At 37.7% G+C, this 21040-nt stretch carries 13 protein-coding genes; all 13 read left to right on the top strand.

The genetic code is table 11. The annotated features are described in order from the left end of the window. Position 1: 1 nt before the first annotated feature. The gene (locus CIK93_RS03830) at positions 2–3604 is read left to right on the top strand and encodes a hypothetical protein (protein ID WP_094446628.1); all 3603 of its coding nucleotides are present in this window, start codon (positions 2–4) and stop codon (positions 3602–3604) included. A gap of 75 nt (positions 3605–3679) precedes the next feature. After that, the gene (locus CIK93_RS03835; RefSeq protein WP_094446629.1) at positions 3680–4522 is read left to right on the top strand and encodes a hypothetical protein; all 843 of its coding nucleotides are present in this window, start codon (positions 3680–3682) and stop codon (positions 4520–4522) included. 6 nt (positions 4523–4528) lie between these two features. Then, positions 4529–5206, top strand: coding sequence for a hypothetical protein (locus CIK93_RS03840; protein ID WP_144007596.1), 678 nt, complete (start codon positions 4529–4531; stop codon positions 5204–5206). Positions 5207–5215: 9 nt separating this feature from the next. Continuing rightward, a complete protein-coding gene (locus CIK93_RS03845) occupies positions 5216–6295 on the top strand; it encodes a hypothetical protein (protein WP_094446631.1) in 1080 nt (359 codons plus the stop codon). Positions 6296–6308: 13 nt separating this feature from the next. Then, positions 6309–8591 carry a hypothetical protein gene (locus tag CIK93_RS03850; RefSeq protein ID WP_094446632.1) on the top strand — a complete coding sequence of 761 codons (2283 nt, stop codon included), beginning with the start codon at positions 6309–6311 and terminating at the stop codon, positions 8589–8591. Positions 8592–8602: 11 nt separating this feature from the next. Continuing rightward, complete coding sequence (locus tag CIK93_RS03855; protein ID WP_144007595.1) at positions 8603–9337, top strand: hypothetical protein; 735 nt, start codon at positions 8603–8605, stop codon at positions 9335–9337. Further along, positions 9334–14541: a hypothetical protein gene (locus CIK93_RS03860; protein WP_094446634.1), complete on the top strand. Its 5208-nt coding sequence runs from the start codon at positions 9334–9336 to the stop codon at positions 14539–14541. The genes CIK93_RS03855 and CIK93_RS03860 overlap by 4 nt, the downstream gene beginning before the upstream one ends. A 1-nt stretch (position 14542) precedes the next feature. Further along, positions 14543–14989, top strand: coding sequence for a hypothetical protein (locus CIK93_RS03865; protein WP_094446635.1), 447 nt, complete (start codon positions 14543–14545; stop codon positions 14987–14989). Positions 14990–15021: 32 nt separating this feature from the next. Further along, positions 15022–16284 carry a phospho-N-acetylmuramoyl-pentapeptide-transferase gene (locus CIK93_RS03870; protein WP_094446636.1) on the top strand — a complete coding sequence of 421 codons (1263 nt, stop codon included), beginning with the start codon at positions 15022–15024 and terminating at the stop codon, positions 16282–16284. A 73-nt stretch (positions 16285–16357) separates the two neighbouring features. Further along, positions 16358–16939, top strand: coding sequence for a M50 family metallopeptidase (locus tag CIK93_RS14090; RefSeq protein ID WP_158215466.1), 582 nt, complete (start codon positions 16358–16360; stop codon positions 16937–16939). After that, on the top strand, positions 16940–17455 hold the full coding sequence (locus CIK93_RS03880) for a GNAT family N-acetyltransferase (protein WP_094446638.1): 516 nt from the start codon (positions 16940–16942) through the stop codon (positions 17453–17455). It begins immediately after the preceding gene. Positions 17456–17931: 476 nt separating this feature from the next. After that, positions 17932–19617 carry an AAA family ATPase gene (locus CIK93_RS03885; RefSeq protein WP_158215467.1) on the top strand — a complete coding sequence of 562 codons (1686 nt, stop codon included), beginning with the start codon at positions 17932–17934 and terminating at the stop codon, positions 19615–19617. A 13-nt stretch (positions 19618–19630) separates the two neighbouring features. Then, the gene (locus CIK93_RS03890; protein WP_144007635.1) at positions 19631–20290 is read left to right on the top strand and encodes a hypothetical protein; all 660 of its coding nucleotides are present in this window, start codon (positions 19631–19633) and stop codon (positions 20288–20290) included. The last annotated feature ends 750 nt before the right edge of the window (positions 20291–21040 follow it).

Genomic DNA, 21040 nt, shown 5'->3' on the forward strand with positions numbered 1-21040 from the left:
TATGAGTAATGCAAGTTTAGGCTATGAGAAAATATTAGAAAAATTCCAACAGAAATCCGTTGAACAGAAGCTAAAATTGTTGGAGATATGGAAAAATGGTGGCACAGTTCTTCTGAAAATAGAAAAAGCAGCTACTGATGAGCGACCTGTGGCTGATTTGAAATCAGAAGAGTTTAGCAACTGGAGATTCCAATTAAACAGGAGACTTTGCGTAAAAGGATTCTTGCATAAGCAAAAAGTTGGAACAGAGCTGGAATTATATATCGACGGATTTGGCGAAGACCAAGTGGTCTATGTTTCATATATCAAGAAAGACCATTTGCCTAAACAGGAGCGTGAAATGGTGCTCAAGGAGTTGAGAGACATATTACTTGAAGGAAAGGATGTTAAAGAGCAAATTGAAAGTTATCGGAAGGACGAACCATTTAAGGTGAAGATTAACGCTGTCTTAAAAGACCATATCATTGTTGAATATAAAGGTCTTTATGGAGCAATGACTTCTTCTGACTTATTCCACTCCAAATCCAAGGAAGGAATGGATCACTACAGGCAATTGCAGCAAGAAGACGGTACCATGAAAGTGTATATCAACACCATTGACAAAACAGGCAATGTGTCTTTTAGCGAGACGAGAATGCCTGAATTGTACAACAATCCTAAGTACAAAAATAATGAACTCGGACAATTAAAATGGGTTAATAAAGATGATTGCCTTAAAGGCTTAGAGATTGGTCAAACTGTGGAATGTGTCTTGTGGCACTATAGTAAGAGTGGATTGTTTGTTCTATTCAAGAACCAAGGGGATTACGTGCAATCATTAATCCCATACACTGCCCTAACAGAACTGGACATCTTGCAATGGGCTGAGCAACATCCATTAAATTCGACAACTGCTTTTCGAATTCAAAACATCGATCTGGATCAAAAGAGAGTCACGCTTTTCCCAACTGAAATAAAGACGCCTAAGTATCCCCAACAGGTGGTTTTGGAGAGTAGGACAACTGCGCAAGTCAATGAAGAAGAAATCAAAGAAGGGCAACTGGTGGATATCGAGATTATTTGCGAATCCAAAGTCGACCAAGACATTCTTCATGTCCGGTGTGGGAACTACAGAGGTTTGACGTATGTCAATGAGGATTTACCAGACTGCCTCAAACACGAGTCTGGCAGAAACGATAACGGCAAGATAAAGAGGGGCCGCATCAACCAAATGATCGATTACAACAACAGTAAAGACACCACCATAAAATTGCCAGCTATTGCACGTATAAAGAATGATGGTGACACTCTTTACTATAACTTCTCCGTTTTAGAAGCATCCGGTAAATGTATTGAACAACTTGACGATCAGGAATTAGCCCCCAACTACAGAGAGGTAGAAATTGTTCTCAGCTGGACGAATCCGATTACCAATAAAAGGTATGCCATACTACGTTGGCATAACTTACTCTCCTTCTTCTATTTCGAACCAGAGGAAATTCATAAGCTCAATTATGAAGGGGATTGGGAGCCTGGAAGCAAATTGACATTATGGATAAACGGGATTGAACAAGACTTGTCCTTTGATGCGGAATTTTCAGATCCCAGACCATATTGGGAATCATTAAAGATAAATGTTGGTGATTATGTATTTGTTAACCAAGTGTGGCAGTCAAAAACAGGTATCTACCGAATTAAATACAAAGGTTGTACTGGTTTTGTTCTTCCAGGTTTTAAACCAGATGAGGAACAGGTAGAATATCAATTGAAAGTCGTACTATTTGACAAAGAGAAACGTATCTTAGTATTGTCTGATGGGACACGACAATTGGTAACCAAATCCGACGTTCCAAATTTGTCTACTACAGAAACCAATGCCGATAGATCTTTACACCCCTATCTGCCATTGAACAATAGTTTATTTCTTGCGGAAGACTCAGACACAAAGAAATGGGCTATTATTCAAATGACACCGTCCGCCTACGCCTTTGCATGTGTCATCTACAGAAATCTTAATATCGGAACATTTGTACGTTTAGACGAGGCTGAGGAAGCTCACTTTAAATATCGTGAATACATCTTATCTTGTAATTACACCAAAGACAACAATAACGTTAAATTCCTGTGGCATGGAAAGATAGCCAAAACTACATACCCGAAATTTAATGAGAACTTTGGTGATATCCTTGAGAAAAATGGAATTGAGAAAGTTGGATGGTTTTACAACATGCCTTATGATCTTACTTGTAAGGATTTGATGATTAAATGCAAAATCATTGAAGGTGAAAGGCATAAGATAAAGAACTGGACACTACTAAAGCAACGGAAGCCCAAAGTATATTTCACGGGAAAACTTTTGTATAGTAATCATGAGATTTATCCGTTGTTCTCATTTAACGACCCCCAAATAGCAAAAAACACTATTATAAACCATCAATCAAATAATATTACCGTTGATTGTCGAGTCATCATATACGACGAGAGAACAAAACGTTATCTAGTCGATTGTGGAGGGCAAAGAGGACTCCTTGACTGTCGTCAAAATAAGAAGGAGTTGAGATATTTGCCTAACGAGATAGTTAAGGGAACATACAAGAACAGCATAGAGCCAATTTCAAAACTGCCATATCTGAGCGAATTTGAAGATGGGATAAAGATAAAACCTGTCATAGACCATATCTATAAAGCAGAACTTATTGGCAGAAGGATGGAAGGTGCATTGCTTCGTATCAATAGTCAATATAAGAATAGGAACGCTCAATTAAGAATATTCATACCAAACAGAAAATTATTCACTACGAAACAAGAGTATGACAAAGAGCTTCCTGACACCATTGAAGTAATATATAAAGACAGGGATAGAGGCACCTCAAATGATATCTTTGAGTTAGCACATCCTCATATCATAGAAAACAGGCCGGAGAAAGGGACAAAATGTTCTATAACCATTCTTTCCAAGAACGAGAAAGGTTATGATGCATATATTAATGAAGGTAAGTATAAAGATTTGATAGGATTCCTCCCGTCCGGATCTGTATATTTGATATCCAAAAACAATATTACCTATCAGTTCCTTTTACCTGGAGACACCATAAATGCTATCGTAGATGAGAAAAGAGACACAAGTATCATTTATTTCCAATATCCCTATAATGAACAATTCAAAAAGGGATTAGTCCTGACAGGAAAAGTCGTTTCAGAGAGAGAGGATTTTTATGTGATTTCATTTGGTAACATATATGGTATCACAGATAAAGACAAGACACTTTCTGTAGAAAGATCATACAGATTTTCTATTTTGGAATATATACCTAAGAGCAAAGGACCGCTTATTGGAGCTGAATACAAAGTCATCCTCAAAGTAACCCCAACTATAAACTTCAGCAAAAAAGGTCGTTTACTTGGACGAATCACTGGGTATGACAAGGAGCTAATCTATATTGAAGCTAGTATCTATAATTTTTATGCGAAGATTGAAAGCGAAAGTGTAGCAACATTATTTATGAATCGTTTCGGAAAAGTGGTCATTCCTCTTGGAACAGAAGTATATGTTCTTCCCAAAGATAGTAGCGATGCGATGTCCATTAATAGCAAAGAAGTAAATATAATTAAAATAAAGGATTAGACCCCAAAAAAATGTAACAGAATCTTTAACAAAAATAATGATTATCACAATAATTAACTTTATTTGTAGCAAAAAATGATGAAAATCAATCGAGCCATAGTACAGGCTATTGTTTTGCTTATTCCATTGGCAACCGCTGCCCAAAACAAACATAACATAAAGGCAGACATTGAACGTGCCGTTAAGGAGTTCTTCTATAAGGTTTCTGAAATGAATAACCCTATAGAACCAATCCGTCCAGAGGATTTTGCAGCAGCATATCAGAAAGGTGTCAATGTCTTCCAAATAAATTCCGGCGACATCAAAATGATTAATTTCCTTGCTTGGTACAAGAAGAACGTTTTAAAAGATTATAGTATCAGCCACCATATTCGAATAATAGAAATAAAAAAACTACCTGAAAGTGGCAGATACACTGTCATTGGTGTGTTAGAAAGGAAAATCGAAGATGATACACAAAGACGACGCGTGGAAGATGAGCCTATTGAATTAAAAGTTATATGGAGAGGGCAGGAATATAATAATGTTTCTATTCAAAGTATTGCCTTTAACTTGGAACTAACCTTCATTAAACCAGATGTCATTAAAGAATATGAATTGTCGTTAGATCAAACTCTTTCATATATACCTGCAGAAGGTGGAAAATGGGATTTTACTATTATAAGCAATGTAAAATCTATGGAAGGATTTAATGGAGAGGAGAGAACTTGTATTGCCACTAATCCAATAGGCACTCTTTACTCCAATATTGATGACATCGATATTCATGTGTCAGGATCAACACTTAGTGGTTATATCAAGCCGAACAAATCGAAAACATCAAAAGGATACCTTATTATTATTGAGCAAAAAGAAAGCAAAAAAATAGTAGGGCACTGTATTTATCAGGCTGGGAAAAAGAAAAAATCAAAAAAATAGAAATCTATGAAGAAGTGGATGATAGTTTCTACCATATTGCTTTTTGCATGTTTCTGTCAAGTATGGGCTCAAAGCTCGAACTTGACAAGGGATGACTTAAAACCTGTGCAGGCAGAGTTAAATAATAAACTGACTCTGTTATGCAAATACATCAGTTCTGTAGGAAACTCTCCTGCCAGTAGAACTAAACAGGCTTTGCTAAAAGCTGGCTATGAGAAACAAAGCATCATTGAGAATGATGTTCCTCCCCTATTCCGTGATTTCGACAAGAGAAAAATGAAAACCAGTTGGTATGACAGGACCTCACGTGGTTATAAGTTTAGAACATCTCTTATGCCAGCATATTTTGCTTCTCTTAAGAATCAAGCTATGAATGGCGTTAAGCATAGATCATATAAAATAGGTATCGTCAATGGCTACATCAATGGAAAGTTAGCAGACCCTAGAAACTGGAAAAAGACAGAGACATTGTCAGATGGTTGTGAGGTATATGAATCTACCGTCAGTCTGATGCAGGAATACCAAAGTGTGGCTTTCAATGGTTCTATAGAGCGGAAACAAGTCACAAGCGAAAAAGACCGAAAGGATTATCGCGTATACCTCATAAAGCAACCTAAGGACATGGGAAACCAAGCAATGGTACTCCTTGGAGATGTGTATCGCGTGATGCCAATTGAAAAATAGTAAGTAGTTATGAGCAAGAAGAAATATCAGATACTTGTGCCACAAGATAACATTAACATCGTTTATAAAGACGATGGCAAAAAGATTGTCTTGTTTTTGATTAACCAACAAGATGAGAACCATATTCAAACATTCAATCTTTATAAGGGTTTCATTTATACACAACTCTTAGATATACTTCTCTATCTAAATTATAAGGATGAAGGATGTGTATATGAAGATATACGAAAAGCAATAATTGAAGTATATGATTCTGGTGCTGCAGAAGATCTTTGTAACACGCTCTTATGTAACCTTTATGTTGCTGATGCTCAAACAGGGGAAATAATCTTCAATAACATCGAAGATCCCAACTCCATTATTAGTTGGAAGAACGACAAAAGCAACAAGAAAGGCTTCAACATTCACAAGATTCATATAGAAAAGAAATGGATTTATATCGTAACGACATGTATCGCCATTGGAATTGCGGTAGGTGTCTTCATTGCTCTAATTCCTGGATGGATTAGCAAATCAAATGATACCCAAACGCCCGTAACAGGTGATACCCCTGCCATACAGAAGACAACTCCCAAACCAAAGATTAATGCAGTATATGATCCTAAGACATGCACTATATATTTCAGTAATACAAAATTTGAGACTATAGATTATTACATAGACTATCAAAAGAAAATTAAAACTATAGAAGATATCAATTGGCAGCTACAGTCAAGCACTATAAATGCGCAAGACACTCTCTTCCTTAAAGACAACTGTACTGTATATTTAAGAGGTGAAGCAGATGCAGAAATGTCGGAAGTGCAGGTCATCGATGTTAGCTATCTGGATTTTATAACCCAACTATTGGTGACGGGTGATCCTCTTATTAAATCAATGCTTGTTACGAATAGTCCCACACCGTTTGGAAATACCATCTTTATGGTTGATGGTGTTCCCCAACAGGCATCATATTACAAATCATCAGAATTGACAGACTATTTTAAGAACGGATTTAGAGTCACAAGTGTCAAAATGATTGGCAGCAATCTCAATCCTACTAACAAACGCTATCCTAAATTATCAAAGATCATCATTCAGAAACAATAAACATTATTATAATATGGTATACCATTTTTACTTCGAAAGCGCAGAACGTGCTTACAACCTGAAGCTGACAGACGATTCTAGTAAAAAGCTTCCTATCAAAGTACTCTTGGCCAGCCAAAGTACTGGAGTTGAATTATTGCACATTAAGCGCGAGAACCTAAAACTCGTGTCTTACCAAAACAAAAAGGAGGATAAAAAAGTATATATTGAGTCTTTTGCGCCAAAAGATAATAGATTGGACATCTATCTGACAGATAAAAAAATGGATGCAGAATTGCCTGAAGATTCACTATTCAGATTTGTAGAAGATGGCAAATATCTGGATATCTGGAGTCAAGCTCAGGGTTATGAGGATACTGAAGCTTATACCATCGCTTTCCATTATAGAAATAATATAACTGGAGAGATTTACATAAACTGCATTCCTGGCGACAAAACATACAGCATGGTTTTGGATTTTGGATCAGAAGCAAGCCAGATGTTAGTCATGCGAAACGGAGATAATAATGATGAGTCTGAACTGTTTAATGAATTTGTAAGTCATTTCTATGGTATTGATCCTGACAGTATTGGTGAAAGGACATACGACCAACAAGACGATAAAGATAAAAAACTCTTCAGAAGTATTTATTTCCTTCCCAAACAAAAGGTTGAATTACCTTCATATAATAGTGCCATAATAATAAGGCCTGGTAGCGGAGATCCTCTTTTCAATTTTATCACAAAAAGGAACAATACAGAAGACAAAGGTCAAAGACTGCCCAATATAAAAATATCCTATCTTTCCGGTGAAACACCTGATGAGATAGAACCAGAGATATTGCATCAGGCCATTGTAATGCGATTTGTTCATGAAGCAATAATGGAAGTTAAAGACAAGAGAGAGAGGAGGAAACAAAGTGGCAAATGTGCCATCAGAATGTTCTTCCTGGTTCCCAATGTTATGGGCCAGGTCCAACTGTCAAACTTCATTCGCGCTATTCAGGAACATACAGATTCTCACGAATTCCGTGACTTGCTACCAGACTCGATGAAAGACGTGGTACTTGACATCAGATCGTTCTCGGAAAGTGATGCCTCTTTCCTTTACTGGTCAAAGTTTGGTGGTTTCGCAGTAGAAGCTGGCAATTATCTGATGATAGATGTAGGTAAGGGAACTACGGACTTCTCAATCATTAAAGTTGAAGATGGTAGTGATGCTGTCAGCATTTACCGTTCTGGATTCGTTGGGGCTGGTAATGCTCTGAACTATGCAATGTTTGAGAACTATATTACCAGCATGTCTGGTTCTCTGGACTCTAAGGATATCATCAAAAAAGTTCTCACGGAAGCAGAAGATGCAGATTTGTACCGTTTAGAAAGAATCTTGGAAGACTATAAACAGGATGAGGATGCTGTGGTAAATGTCGAGAAAAAAAGTCTTCGGATAGAAAAAGTGATGAAAGCCGGGAAAATTATCGATATGATAGAAGAGAGAGGTCATATCGATGATCAACGTGGAATCATCCGTTCAATGATATACCAGATTATTGAAAAAATAATTGTTAATGTCAAGGAAACCAATTTCAACAAAGTAGTATTAGGAGGTAGAGCCTTTAAATATCAGCCATTCCGTGATGAGACGATAGACGTCTTGGAAAAATTATATCATTTAAAAGATAAGATAATATTTATGGATCAGCCCAAGAGAGGTTGCCTTAGAGGACCTTTACTTGACATGAAAATTAACAAACAGTCTGATATTATCGGTATTCCCATAAAAGTAGATGTGACGAAGAAAGAAAATGAGGAGAAAAAACTCAAGGATATGTTCATGGCAATCCTAAAAGAAAAAAATAAGAGCAGAGATATTGTGCTTAACAACCATGAAGAAGAAACGTTGTTTGATAAAGCAAAAGCTTATTGGCACAATCTTTGGGATTGGGAAATTTCGGAGAGTACCCACCAGAAAGGAAACACAAACAGGAAGAGCCAAACGGTAAATCTAGATGCTGACCGCGATGATATCGTTGAAATGATGTGTGGAGAAAAGGAAGTAGGACGGTGCGATTCCAACATCCGATTCTATATTTCCGATGATGAATATGTTCCGGAAAACAACATGAAACTTGACAAAAGAGACTATTCAATATTCTTTGATGGCATTGATTTCTACGTTAGGGATGAAAAAAGCAGTATGAAGTTAAAGACTACTGCCGAGTCTCTGAAAAAGGGATTACTTTACGAAAGCCTATTCCCCTATCCATATAGAATACTGCCTGAGAGCTACGATATTCCTGATATTAAACTATATTAAAACAAAGATCTATGAGAACTGTTTATTATATAATGATTGTTGTGGCGTTGATAGCACTTATAGCCACGATCGTACTGCCGTTCTTTTTCCCTGTCATCTTTGCAGATATTTGGCAGATGTTGCTTGGTGTCACATTAGGTATCCCTTTAATAATACTTGCTTGTATTGGCATTGAAAAGCAAGGCATTCTGGCTGGAAAAGAGCAAGAATCCAATTGTGTATCCAACGAAAATGCTCAAGAAGAGCTCAGTAATGATAAAAAGAATGACGTGAATGATGACAACAAAGAAGCCAATACTCAAGAATCCCAACAGGCCGAGCCGGAAACAGAAACAAATGAGGAAATCACTCTGCCTATCGAAGATTGTATGGAAAAGAAATGGAGCAAGGCTATGTATCAGCGGTATAATACAAAATGGGACGAATTGTTTGATAACATCCAAATCCCTCTCACACCAGAAAAGAATGGAGAGATAAGTTGGCTGTTGTGGGAAATAGCATCGCAAACTGTCAATTTTATCAAAGAAAGCAATTCTGACCTTAACAAGGTTGGTTATAATACCGAAGCAGTAAGAATGATCATCGGTAACTTACCAGAAGACGAAATAGAACTAAAAAAGTTTTATAACGACCGATCTACAGTACAAGTCAGAGTTATTGCCATTTATGAATGGTTGCAAAAACAGGGCGTAAAGGTCGATACAACAGCATTTGGCTATCAACTTAAAGCAGAGAATGAAATATGAAAAGAATCCTTATTATCGGTTTCCTTAGTATTATTGGTATTTTGTTGGGGGCTGTTCTAAACAACTTTTTCCCACTCAATTTTACCATCTATTTCCTTATATGCATACTATCGCTATTGTTATGCAAATATATAGATAATAAAGCAAAACTAATAATTCCTTGGGCTTTAACTGCTACGGCATCCGTATTTATAACCCTTAATTACTTGCACCCCGACATCTCTGTTTATAGCAATGCAGATTATAATGTGCTGGTAATGGAAGGAGTTGACAAGAAGGATTCTGTCATATTGGTAGGAAGTAAAAAGAAGAATTCATTGTTTGATCGTGAACAAATGGAAGGGAATGTTTATATTACCCCTTCAAGCAATGCAGGCAATAATTGTATGCTTCATTACGATTTGAAAGCAGAGCCTCTTTTTGCAGTAGTCAATGGAAGCCGGACAGGAAGACTCATCAACAAAGGGCAATTACCTTCTTTCAAAAATCATCTTATAATTGAAAACGACTCCATTCAGTGTGATATCTTAATTACTGAATTTGAACAGGATTCCATCAATATCAAGGTATCATTTGCACCTGACAATACTAAAGAGTCCTATTCGCCATCGTTCAAGCAACCAATCAATATTGGATATAACCTATATGACATCCTTCACAGCGGAACATCCTATGAGGAAAATGAAGAAAGTTTATTATGTTTACTCCGTCATTCCATCATTGTACGTGACTATGACGATAAGGATCAAGGAATTTACTACCTCACTCATACACATAGTATGGAGCCGTTGAGACTTGTTTGTGACGGCCAATTGTATAATACCAAGAAGGGATTGCAAACTGTTGAAATAGACGAAGACACTTACTTCTATATAGGCATTGGCAGCCAAGCCACACGTCCAATGAAAGCATCATATGATAATGGCAATATTTGTTTGAGATATAGGTTCCCATACATCAACAATTTCCCAAAAAATTCTGATGGTTCAAACATAAAGGAAAACGAGCAAAAAGTATTAGCCGTTACAACAAAAACCTCATCTCTGCTCAAGACAAGCGTTAACGAGGCTTTTTACTATCCACTCTTTGAGAGAGAAGATAATGAATATAATTTCAATGGCAATATTAATTATCGCATCAATAATAGCCAGACTCCTTTTATCACACAACTAACAGATGATCACATCAGCGGCGCATCATTGCCAAACGTATTGACAGCAAAGAATGGAGCCATTTGGCATTTCAATATATGTGACCTTCGCCAATCAAGTCCTATAACCGGAGAAGGAAACATCTATGTAAAAGACACAACGATCTTCGGAGTTGTGTTCCTGTTATTATTCTTGACTTTCTTATATTCAATGATACTTACAAATGGGCATTTTTCCAAAATTATGATGATTGCATGTCTATTTGCAATACCATTGTTTGTTATGAGAATCTATCTGCTTTGGAGAATTGCCGTTTTCCCACCAGTAACAGATATATCGCTGAACGAATTCTTGAGATACAGAATGGAATTGTCGGAAAGCTGGTATGAAAACCCTATGCTCATAACGATCGTCTTGTGGACAGCACCTTTGATTGCCCTGTTATCATTGGTTGGTTTAAGGAAAATCTCAAACAAGTTTGAGGGTAACGGAGGATGGCACAAATTCCTCTGTATTTTCATTATTCTGTCATCTGCTGCTATTGCAATAATCATCAAAATAGCACATATCAATGTAGTTGGACTAAACATTCTTGTACCTGTAATCCTTTTCCTCATTAATGAATATATCATTATGAGAGGGCTGTCCATCGGGTTCCGGATTGCAAACGCTCTGATTGCGTTGATAGCTCTCATAGTCAACGATCCAGGCTATACGATCATGTTCTTCATATTTGAAAGTATCTACTACACAATTATCCTATATTCATATCTGAAATATCGGTGGAAAGAATATAGTTCTGGAAAGGCCGCCGGCTTTTATCTTTTTATGGCTCTCCTTGCACTACTTGTCATTACCATTATCTGGTTGCCTGACATAGTGGCCTTCTCGTATAGCAACGAACCATTCCTGGGAGGATTAATCGGTAAGTCCAGATTTGCATTTATTGTGGTTCCATTAATCATCGGAGGTACGATTTTGGGTGTTATTTGGCGTTGGAAACATTTGGAAAAGAAGTGGTGTTTGATAGGTATGGCCTCAGTAGTACTTGTCGTAGGTTTGTCATCCACTATGGGATACAATTATTTTCAGAACCACAATCTTCACTTTAAATATCGTGCAATCATCCACACACAAACTGTAGGTGAGATTATGAAAGACGAGATGTATAACCACGAAAATTCCCAAAGGTTACTAAATGCCGCCCAAAACCAATGGTTCTTGCAATACCATATCAATAAAGGGGACAAGCGAATTGCTGATGATGGAATAATCTCCTTATTGCCGCATTTTAAGAAAGGTGTCACATGGAATACACAGATAAGTGATGTGGCACTATCCAGATACGTGATTGGCGAGCTGTCGGGATTCGTGCCAATTATGATGATTCTCCTTTCGTTAGCACTACTTTGGATCGTTTTCCAAAACGAGAATTATTCACCCGCGGGCAGAGCACTTACGTTTGCTGTCGTATTGCTATTTGTGGTGCAAAGCACCTTTGAATGGATGGCCGTGACAAACAGAACGGTTTTCTTTGGTCAGGATTTCCCATTCCTAAGTCAAAATGCACGAAGTACATTAGGAATGTTTGGCATGTGGATAATGTTATTGGTTATATTTGCTTGCCACAAACCAAAAGGAGAATACAACGAGGGTTTAGGAGAAGGATTAGAGGCATTTTCCAAACGGTTTCCTCAGACAGTATTCTTCACATTATTTACATTTATCTGCTGTTGTATTTTTGCTTTCGGCAATAACTATGATAAGTTATACGCAAGCAAAGAAGCAGAAGGTGATAAAATGAATGCTGAGGAATTTAATATCTCAGAAGCAATAAAACGAAGCATGGATGAACTCGTCGAAATCAATGCTCGACTTTCTGAATATCCGGTAACTGGCAAGAAACTTGAAAATGACGAAGATATTAGTTCATTATTCCAAGATATCGACGAAACGATTCACCTGACAGACTATGTAAACAAGCTGAAAGAAGACGGTCGGATAAATGACTTCACTTTCTCCCTTTATCAGGCTTTTGAGGTAAATCTGAAACGAAAGAACTCAAATCGTAATATCATACATTTGCGCCATCATGACACCAATAGCTATGAGTTTGCACTAAACGTTAGTTATTTTAGTCTACAAAGTCCCGAATATGACAAAAATGCATGGAAAGGAAACATCTATTCTGACCATTCTTCGCAAATGAAGAACAATTCTTTGTCGATTGAAGAATTGCCTGGTATAATCATATATACTATCCCACGCTCATGGCTACCGTCAAACACAGATTATGCCATTGCTGATAGTAGAATAAAAGATGGACATATCGGCGATAACTATAAAAGATTCATTCACAAGGAAATGGCAGACTATACTGCGTCGGCAGCAGTATTCCCAATTCTTCCAAATGACATTCTTGAACTCAATGACAAGAAGAGAAATGATATTATAACCTATCAATATGGTAGGGAAGAACAAGGTCTTCTTGTAAAAAACATGGTTATCAATGGAAAGCGAAAATTCTTCTATCCTTTAAGGGAAGAATGCTTATGGCTTAGAGACTTTTCAAATTTAGTCGCATACAGCAAACAGGGTTCAGCCAGCAGAGACTCTGTATTTGTCACGTTAGATAACAAGTTAACAGAAAACATATCAGATTTGCTGCGGAAAATAGGCAACGACTGTTCTGTTGTTGCAATGGACGGATGGGGAAATGTCAGACTAATGGCAGACCATAAAAGATCAGGTGCCATTGACCCCAACAATGAAGACCTCATTAATGAATTGGCTGTCCAAAGTTACATGAACCCCAATCCTGAGACTGATCAGAATTTGTTTGGCAATCTTAACTTGTGTTACATGAAACCTGGGCCTGGATCATCATTGAAACCTATTACCTATGCTGCTGTAACATCACAAAGCCAAGACATCATTTGGCCAGAACTAGAACTAATGAGTCCAAGTCAGATAAAAGATACTACAGTTTGTAGAGTAGCAGGAAAATATTATCATGTGAGAAAATTTGGCCCACAGTATAAATACAGTGCCAAAAGGCCATTCAAATCAATAGCAAATGATGAGAAAGGAATAGAGAATAACGGAATTGGATGGATTAACAATGAATTTTACTTGTATCAATCAAGTAACTATTATAATGCTCTCATCACCTATTTGGGACATTATGACAATTTGGCTAATGCAGAAAATCATATTTTTACTGTTTCTTCAAATGCAAATGACTTCCCTCGTTTCAGGACGAAAAAGGGAGGAAGGATTTACACTTTCCGTGAAGCGCCACAAGCAAAATCTAATCAGATCTTATTCGATGGCCTTACGAAAAACTTTAAAGTGCCTACTTTCACAGGATATGTTGATACTCTGAGATATGAATTCATTAATCCTGCGTACTATAGAAGAAACAATGTAGAGAGTAAGTCCAAACTAGCTAATCGATTCTCATGGGTGTTCCCCCAAGCATCAACCATTTACGATTATGAGATGAAAGATTCAGAACTGACTCCTGCAGAACGACTGAGGCAATACACTTTAGGTTCAGACCCAATAAAGGTAACTCCTATCAAAATGGCAGAAATGTATGGAAAACTATTCTCGTTACATCCAGATTTCCATGCTTCAATTACGCCAAGAACACCAGGCTTTACAGAACCTTGGTTAGACAGAAGTGGAAACCCCTCAGAGAAATTCTTCAATTTCTATCGCGAGAACCTCTATAGGGGAATGGAAAAATGTGTACAGATTGGAACCGCCAAATATCTCACTAAAGACATTAAAGGGTATCACCTATATGCAAAAACAGGAACTTTGAGCTTGCGAGATGGTGTTAATGACGATAGGATGTTGGCTGTTATCATCAGTAATCAAAATTTAATTGATAACGAAGTAATAAAATCGTCTGATGACTATAAATATATGGTGGTTTATTTCAGATTCAAACAATTAGATCCAGAATTAGGACATTTCTGGAATACTGTTAATGAAATAATTAAAGCAATAATAAATAGTAATAGTTTTAATAATTATATGAAGTAATATGAAGGCGAAAATAATATATTTCGTATTTGCAGTAGTTATATTAGGTGTTCTTGGAATATACATATTTTCAAATAGCGACACCAAAGAGATAACTAAAGAAGACACTGAATACCCAGCACTCCCTGTTAATGAATTGTTTGTGCCTATTCATTCTGACACGCTTGACCTATATCTTAAGCAATACTTTGGTAGGGGCAATCTGACAACAGATATAAAGAGGAATGAGTTTATAATTGAATATAATCCTAATGCTTACATTCTATTACATGCTAACAGCAATAAAATGAAGGAAACAAGAAAAATGCTTGAAACCGCCAATATAGAAGATTTCTCCGTTAAATACACCAAGGATAAAGTTCGAATTACCATGAGAAAAGATGGAGATTATGTAACTTGTCCCGCATTGTTCGTAGCTGAAATTCTTAGAAAAAAGAATGAGCAGTAGATAATCTGAGAATAATAAAAGCGCATCTGACTATGCTATATTATGTTTTTAGATATTTTGAGAAACTTGACATACCAGGGTCTGGCTTATGGAGCTATGTATCATTCCGGTCGGTAATGGCATTCCTGATTGCTATGGTATTATCATGGCTCATTGGAAAATGGTTTATAACTTTCATGCATAATAACCGTACAAGATTCGAAGAAAAGAAATTCGACGCCTCCATTGATCCTGTTGCCGCAAAACACAAGTATACACCCTCTATGGGTGGAATAGTGATTATTGCTGCCGTCCTCATCGCTTGTCTCCTTTTTGGAAGACTACGCAATATCTACCTTCTCCTGATGATAGGTACTACCATCTGGATAGGGGTTACAGGATTTATAGATGACTATCTCAAAATCAAGAGAAGCAAAAATGGTCTTGCTCCTAGTTGGAAATTAATCTCTCAATTAGGTTTGGGAATTATAGTTGCGTTAACGCTATACCTAAGCCCTGATGCTGTTATTCACGAGAATGTTGTCAGTCGGAAAACAGAAGCAGGAATAGAAATCGTTCACAAAAGTGACCCCGTTAAAAGTACCATAACTACCATTCCTTTTGTTAAAAGCCACAATTTTGACTATTCATGGCTTGGCTCTGAACAAATCGGTTGGTGTGTATTCGTTATTGTTACGGTGTTTTTCATTATGCTTACTAGCAATGGAATCAACCTCAATGATGGAGTTGACGGGATGGCTGCAGGCAATTCCGCCATCATATTTGTCGCCTTAGGCATCTTTGCCTATGTTTCTAGTCACATGGGGTTTGCATCGTATCTTAACATAATGTACATCCCGGGGACGCAAGAATTAGTTGTATATACATTTGCCATGATTGGAGCACTCATTGGCTTCCTATGGCATAATACACATCCTGCTAAAGTATATATGGGTGACACTGGCAGTCTTTCCATCGGAGGAGCCATAGCCGTCTTGGCATTAATCATTCATAAAGAAATTATGCTTTTCTTCTTATGTGGGTTACTCATCATAGAACTTGCCAGTAGCAAACTACAAACACTGTATAGCATCTGGGGAACAAAGCATGGCCGTAAGCAAAGACTGATAAAACGGGCTCCTTTCCATGATGCTTTCCGAGCTGGATATAATTTTGACCCAACAATCAAGTACAAATTCCCCTGGTGTTCTGGTGATGACGAGGACGAGAGAGTTACTGTACATTTTTGGATTATCTCTATTCTATTGGCTGCATTTACGGTAATTCTATTAAAAGTACGACAGAATGACATCTAAGATAAAATACATATTGTTGGCGTTGTTACTCGTAATAATCTCCTTAGCAATACTTGTAACAGGATGGAGCATTATGAGCAATATCTTCTTCCCAAAGCATGGAAGCTGGATTGGTAACTTGCAACTATATCAATGGACTGCTATTGGAATAATCGCGTTCTATATCAGCAAACGATTTCTTAAGGAGAATCTTCGATGGTTCGAGACGTTTACTCATGAGTTGACCCATACATTAATTGCAATCTTGTTTTTTAGAAGAATCCATTCATTTGAAGCAAAAAATGATAATGGACTGATTATGTCGAGCGGCAACGACAAAACGCTTGTCTTTGTTGATCTTGCACCTTATTGCCTGCCTATTTACACATATATTCTATTGGCTTTCCGTTCTATTTGCTACTCTACATTTCTTTGGTGTATAGATATAATCATTGGAGTGTCAATTGCCTTTCATATCAGCACAATTAAGAACCAAATTGGTAACTACCAGACAGATATTAACAAACGCCCTCTTTACTTCTCATACACATATATAACAGCAGCACTTCTGTTTAATCTTTGTGTCGTTATTGTTTCGTATTGGAGCACTAAAAATGTTTTTACCGCTATTTGGTACGTTTGCAAAGATATATGGTCACATCTTATTATATGGTAAATGGAAACGGAAAGAATATTATTACGACCCTGGCGTGATGCTGATGCAGAGATACTCTTCAAATATGCCTCTGATCCGGATGTAGGCCCTCGAGCCGGTTGGTCACCGCATAAAAACATCGAAGAAAGCCATGAAATAATTCAGCACTATTTCAGTAATGATCATACTTGGGCCATAGAATTAAAAGAATCTAACCAAGTTATTGGAACCATAGGATATATGCTTTCTGGAGAAAGTAACATTGAAATTGGTGAGAATGATGCTGAAATTGGTTTTTGGGTTGCCAAGCCATATTGGAATCAAGGAATATGTACTGAAGCGTTACAATTATTATTGGATTATTGCATCAACACAAAACACTTTTGCACTCTATGGGGCGACTACTTTGTTGACAATCCTGCCTCATATCGCGTCATGAAAAAATGTGGTTTCAAAGAAACTAACATTACCCGATATTGTAACCATCTGTATGGAGGTCAACAACGCCCTGTGAAAGTTCTAAAATTATCAATTTGAGATGCTGAAATGAAACCGTCTAGTGAATCTAAAGGCTAAACTCAAAACAGAACAACTGTCAATTATTGTCGGGACAAGTCTTTAAGTATTTGTCTCGACAAATAATCTGCAGAAAATTTTGAAGTATTCAAATTATTGTGTACTTTTGCAGCCGATAATCATAATTCTATCTATCACAAATAATATTTAATTGTAGCAAGAAGAATGAACGAAATGACGAAAAATTCAGTCCGATGTCGAGCGGTTCTATGACGAAGTATACACTAAGTCTGTGAATCGACGGGAAGATTGTATCTTGTCGTTCGTTGCGTTCTTTGACATATTGCTACAAGTGTCGAGAGCCTTGTGATAGGGTTATCTCCAAGAAACACCCTAATGATGCTACAGGTTGGTGAATTGTCACCTACCTATTCCCTCTTGTGCCCTGACTTTAGGGCTATACATTATTATATATGTGTGACAGAATTATGATGATTATGACAAATTCAAATAGACTTATCAACGATTTTAAGAATCAGGCAAAAGATACTATCTGGAAACATTTGGACGCGATGGCAGCTAACTATGCCGTATTCTCTACCCACCTGAATGGTTTATCTCCTTTCCTTACCGACTACAATGTATATCTGTATTGTAACGATACCAACGTAGTCATATTGTGCCTCGACTGCTGTGGAACTGGCGAAGAACAAATTTATGAAGAGTCGGAATCACTTAGTCCTATGCTATTAGCAGAAGGCTATGAACCTCGCGTAAGTGTCGTTTATAAAATGTCTGAATCTGTACGCCGGACAAAGGAACTACTCCAAAACTCCGTACCAGAGATTAATGTCTATGGTGTATTGCTTACAGAGGCAGAAATTCTCAATTCTTATGAATTGTATAGAATGTGGGACGCAAATAATCTCATGGTAATTGATGAACTCAGGCGACTGAAATACAGGCGAATTAAGACCAATAACGATTATGATTTGGCTTGTTCTTCATATATGAGAATTATTTCGGATATTTCACTCAGCCAAGAAATCATTAGCTCGACAAAGCCTCAGGAATCTCCTAAGGTTAGCTCTTCAGATTCAGAATACGATGAATTCGAGAAGCTGCTCAATGACTTCATCAATAAAGAATACGATGAAACGTTTGGCAAAGAATCAAATGATGAACAATCAGAGGATGACTTGGATGAAAGTGAAGAAGAATGGGAGTCAGACGCAGAGGAAGAGGATAACTCAACCACAGATGATGAACCTTTCCCTATTGGTGAGATTGAGCAAAACAATAACATTAGCGTCAAGGTTGAGATCCTACGTCCCATCCCTAATCCACAAGAAGAGCTAGACAAACTGGTAGGCTGCACTGATATCAAACGGCACATGGATGAGTTAGTTGCTTTAACCAGCTACAATAAGATGATTCATGAGCTGTTTCCTGACAGCAAACAGCATGCGGTTTCCTTGCACAGCATCTTTCTTGGTCGTCCTGGTACGGGTAAAACAACGGTATGCAAAATCTTCGGTTCATTGCTCCGTCAGGCAGGTGCATTGTCAAAGGGACATATCGTAGTCTGCGACCGTGGTACCTTCCTTGGTACCCTTTGGGGTGATGAGGAACGGTCAGTGAGACAAGTCTTGGAGATGGCCAAAGGCGGTGTCCTCATGATTGACGAAGCCTACCTGCTGAATGGAAAACACGATCATGACCCAGGAAAGTTGGTAATACAGTTACTGATGAACATCCTTGCCGATGAATCACAGCGTGACATTGCCGTTGTACTTTGCGGTTACAAAGAGCCGATGATGAAGATGTTGGACACGAATCCTGGTCTGCAGTCACGTTTCCCTAACAAGTTTGAGTTTACAGATTTCACAATCGATGAATTACTGGAAATAACCCGTTGTCGTGTGAAAGACTATAATTACAAGTTTACCACTGAAGCGTGGGAAAAGTACAGTATTATGTTGGCACAAGCATATAAGATGCGTGATCCAGAAACGTGGGGTAATGCACGCTTCATTGCCAACCTATTAGAGCGTATCTACATCCAGCACGCCAACCGCTGTATCAAGTATCAGCCTAAGGATAAACAAGATTTGCTGATACTCACTCCTGAAGACATCTTACCAATTGAGATTCCTCGCCAAAGAACAAGAATTGGATTTTAGTAACTGATTTATTATGAGAAGAAGAATACCTTATCGTGTATGCAGATGCTTACCCAATGGTGTTGTAACCCATCTTGAAGCCCGACTACTCAAAGACTTGGTTAATCGCGAGATTCATCCCATTAGATGTGCTGCAAGTTGCAAAGGAAAATTTATGAAAGGTCTACGTCTTGGAGATCTTTGTGCAGAAACCGGTCATTTCCTATGGGCTTTAAAGGTGTGGAGATTAACTGCCAGACTGATTGAAAGTAAGGACTGGGACGACTGGATTGATGTCCATTTCAACCCTAAGTGGTATGACCTACAAGATGTCATTTCTGAAACTGAATACGAAATGCTGCTGAAGCGATGTGGTGACTTGAAGCAAGCACTCGGATTTCCCGAAGATTACTGGTGGACTATGGAGGATGAACATTATTCTAGTCGATACTTTGGCCTTCATGCATATTACTGGTTGTTCGCCGAGAAAAATTATGGCTATTACTTTTTCGATGATCCAGAAGAATACGAGGACGAAATGAGAGAGTTGCGAAACTCCTATCTAACGGAAAAAATGTTCCTCGAAGGACAGTGCGACCATTTCCCTCTTGGTTCTTTGAGTTTCACGGAGTATTGGCATGAAAGTAGCAAGGTACACGTTGAAGACTTGTCATGGTTCGTTTTAGGACGGTAGTAGAAATACTGCCGTCCTAATTTTACTATCTATAACCCTTTTTTCTCCAAACTATCTAGCATGTTTTGTAATTCTGTCTTCATCTTATCAAGAACAGATTTTTGCAGTTCCTTATTTAGGACACAAAATAAAAAAACAAAAATGCGTGTTTTCTTAATAATTATATGTATTTTGCTATCAAACGATGAATTCAATAGTTCGTTAAAAGTTCAATATATGGCCTAACGGCTATGCCGCTTTGCCAAAGAGTTCTTTGAAAATGTGATTAATTAAAGTTTGGTTCGGTCGGTATCGGCTAGCCTCAAAAATTCGCTTTGTCAGGAAAGTATTGGTCATCAGCAACTTGAAGTTAGACATGGAATAGTCCATCCCTCTTACCTTCATCATGACCTTTGCCGGCTCAATAGATTTTTCATAGGGGTAAATGAGTATGATTCATATGAAATGCTTACCTTTCCTCTATAAAACCTAATGGGATTTCCCCGCAAGGGTAATAAAACCCACAAGAATTCATAATAGTGGGGCATGGCTATTCATCACAGCCCCTCGTCAGGTCTGTGATAATCAGATACTTTCCTCTTCGAGTTTTACTCAGACTGGGTTCCATCGCCAGCCGTACCATCGGTTAATTTGCAATCACGGGGTGTCACCACCACAAAGATAGTAGCCTTGGCACGGCTGGTATATCTTGTCACCCTTTAGTGCAGGGTGTCAAAATCATGTTGTCAAAGTCCTTATAGCTGTGGCATG

It is taken from the genome of Prevotella sp. P3-92 (genome assembly GCF_002251205.1).
Taxonomy (GTDB): Bacteria; Bacteroidota; Bacteroidia; order Bacteroidales; family Bacteroidaceae; genus Prevotella.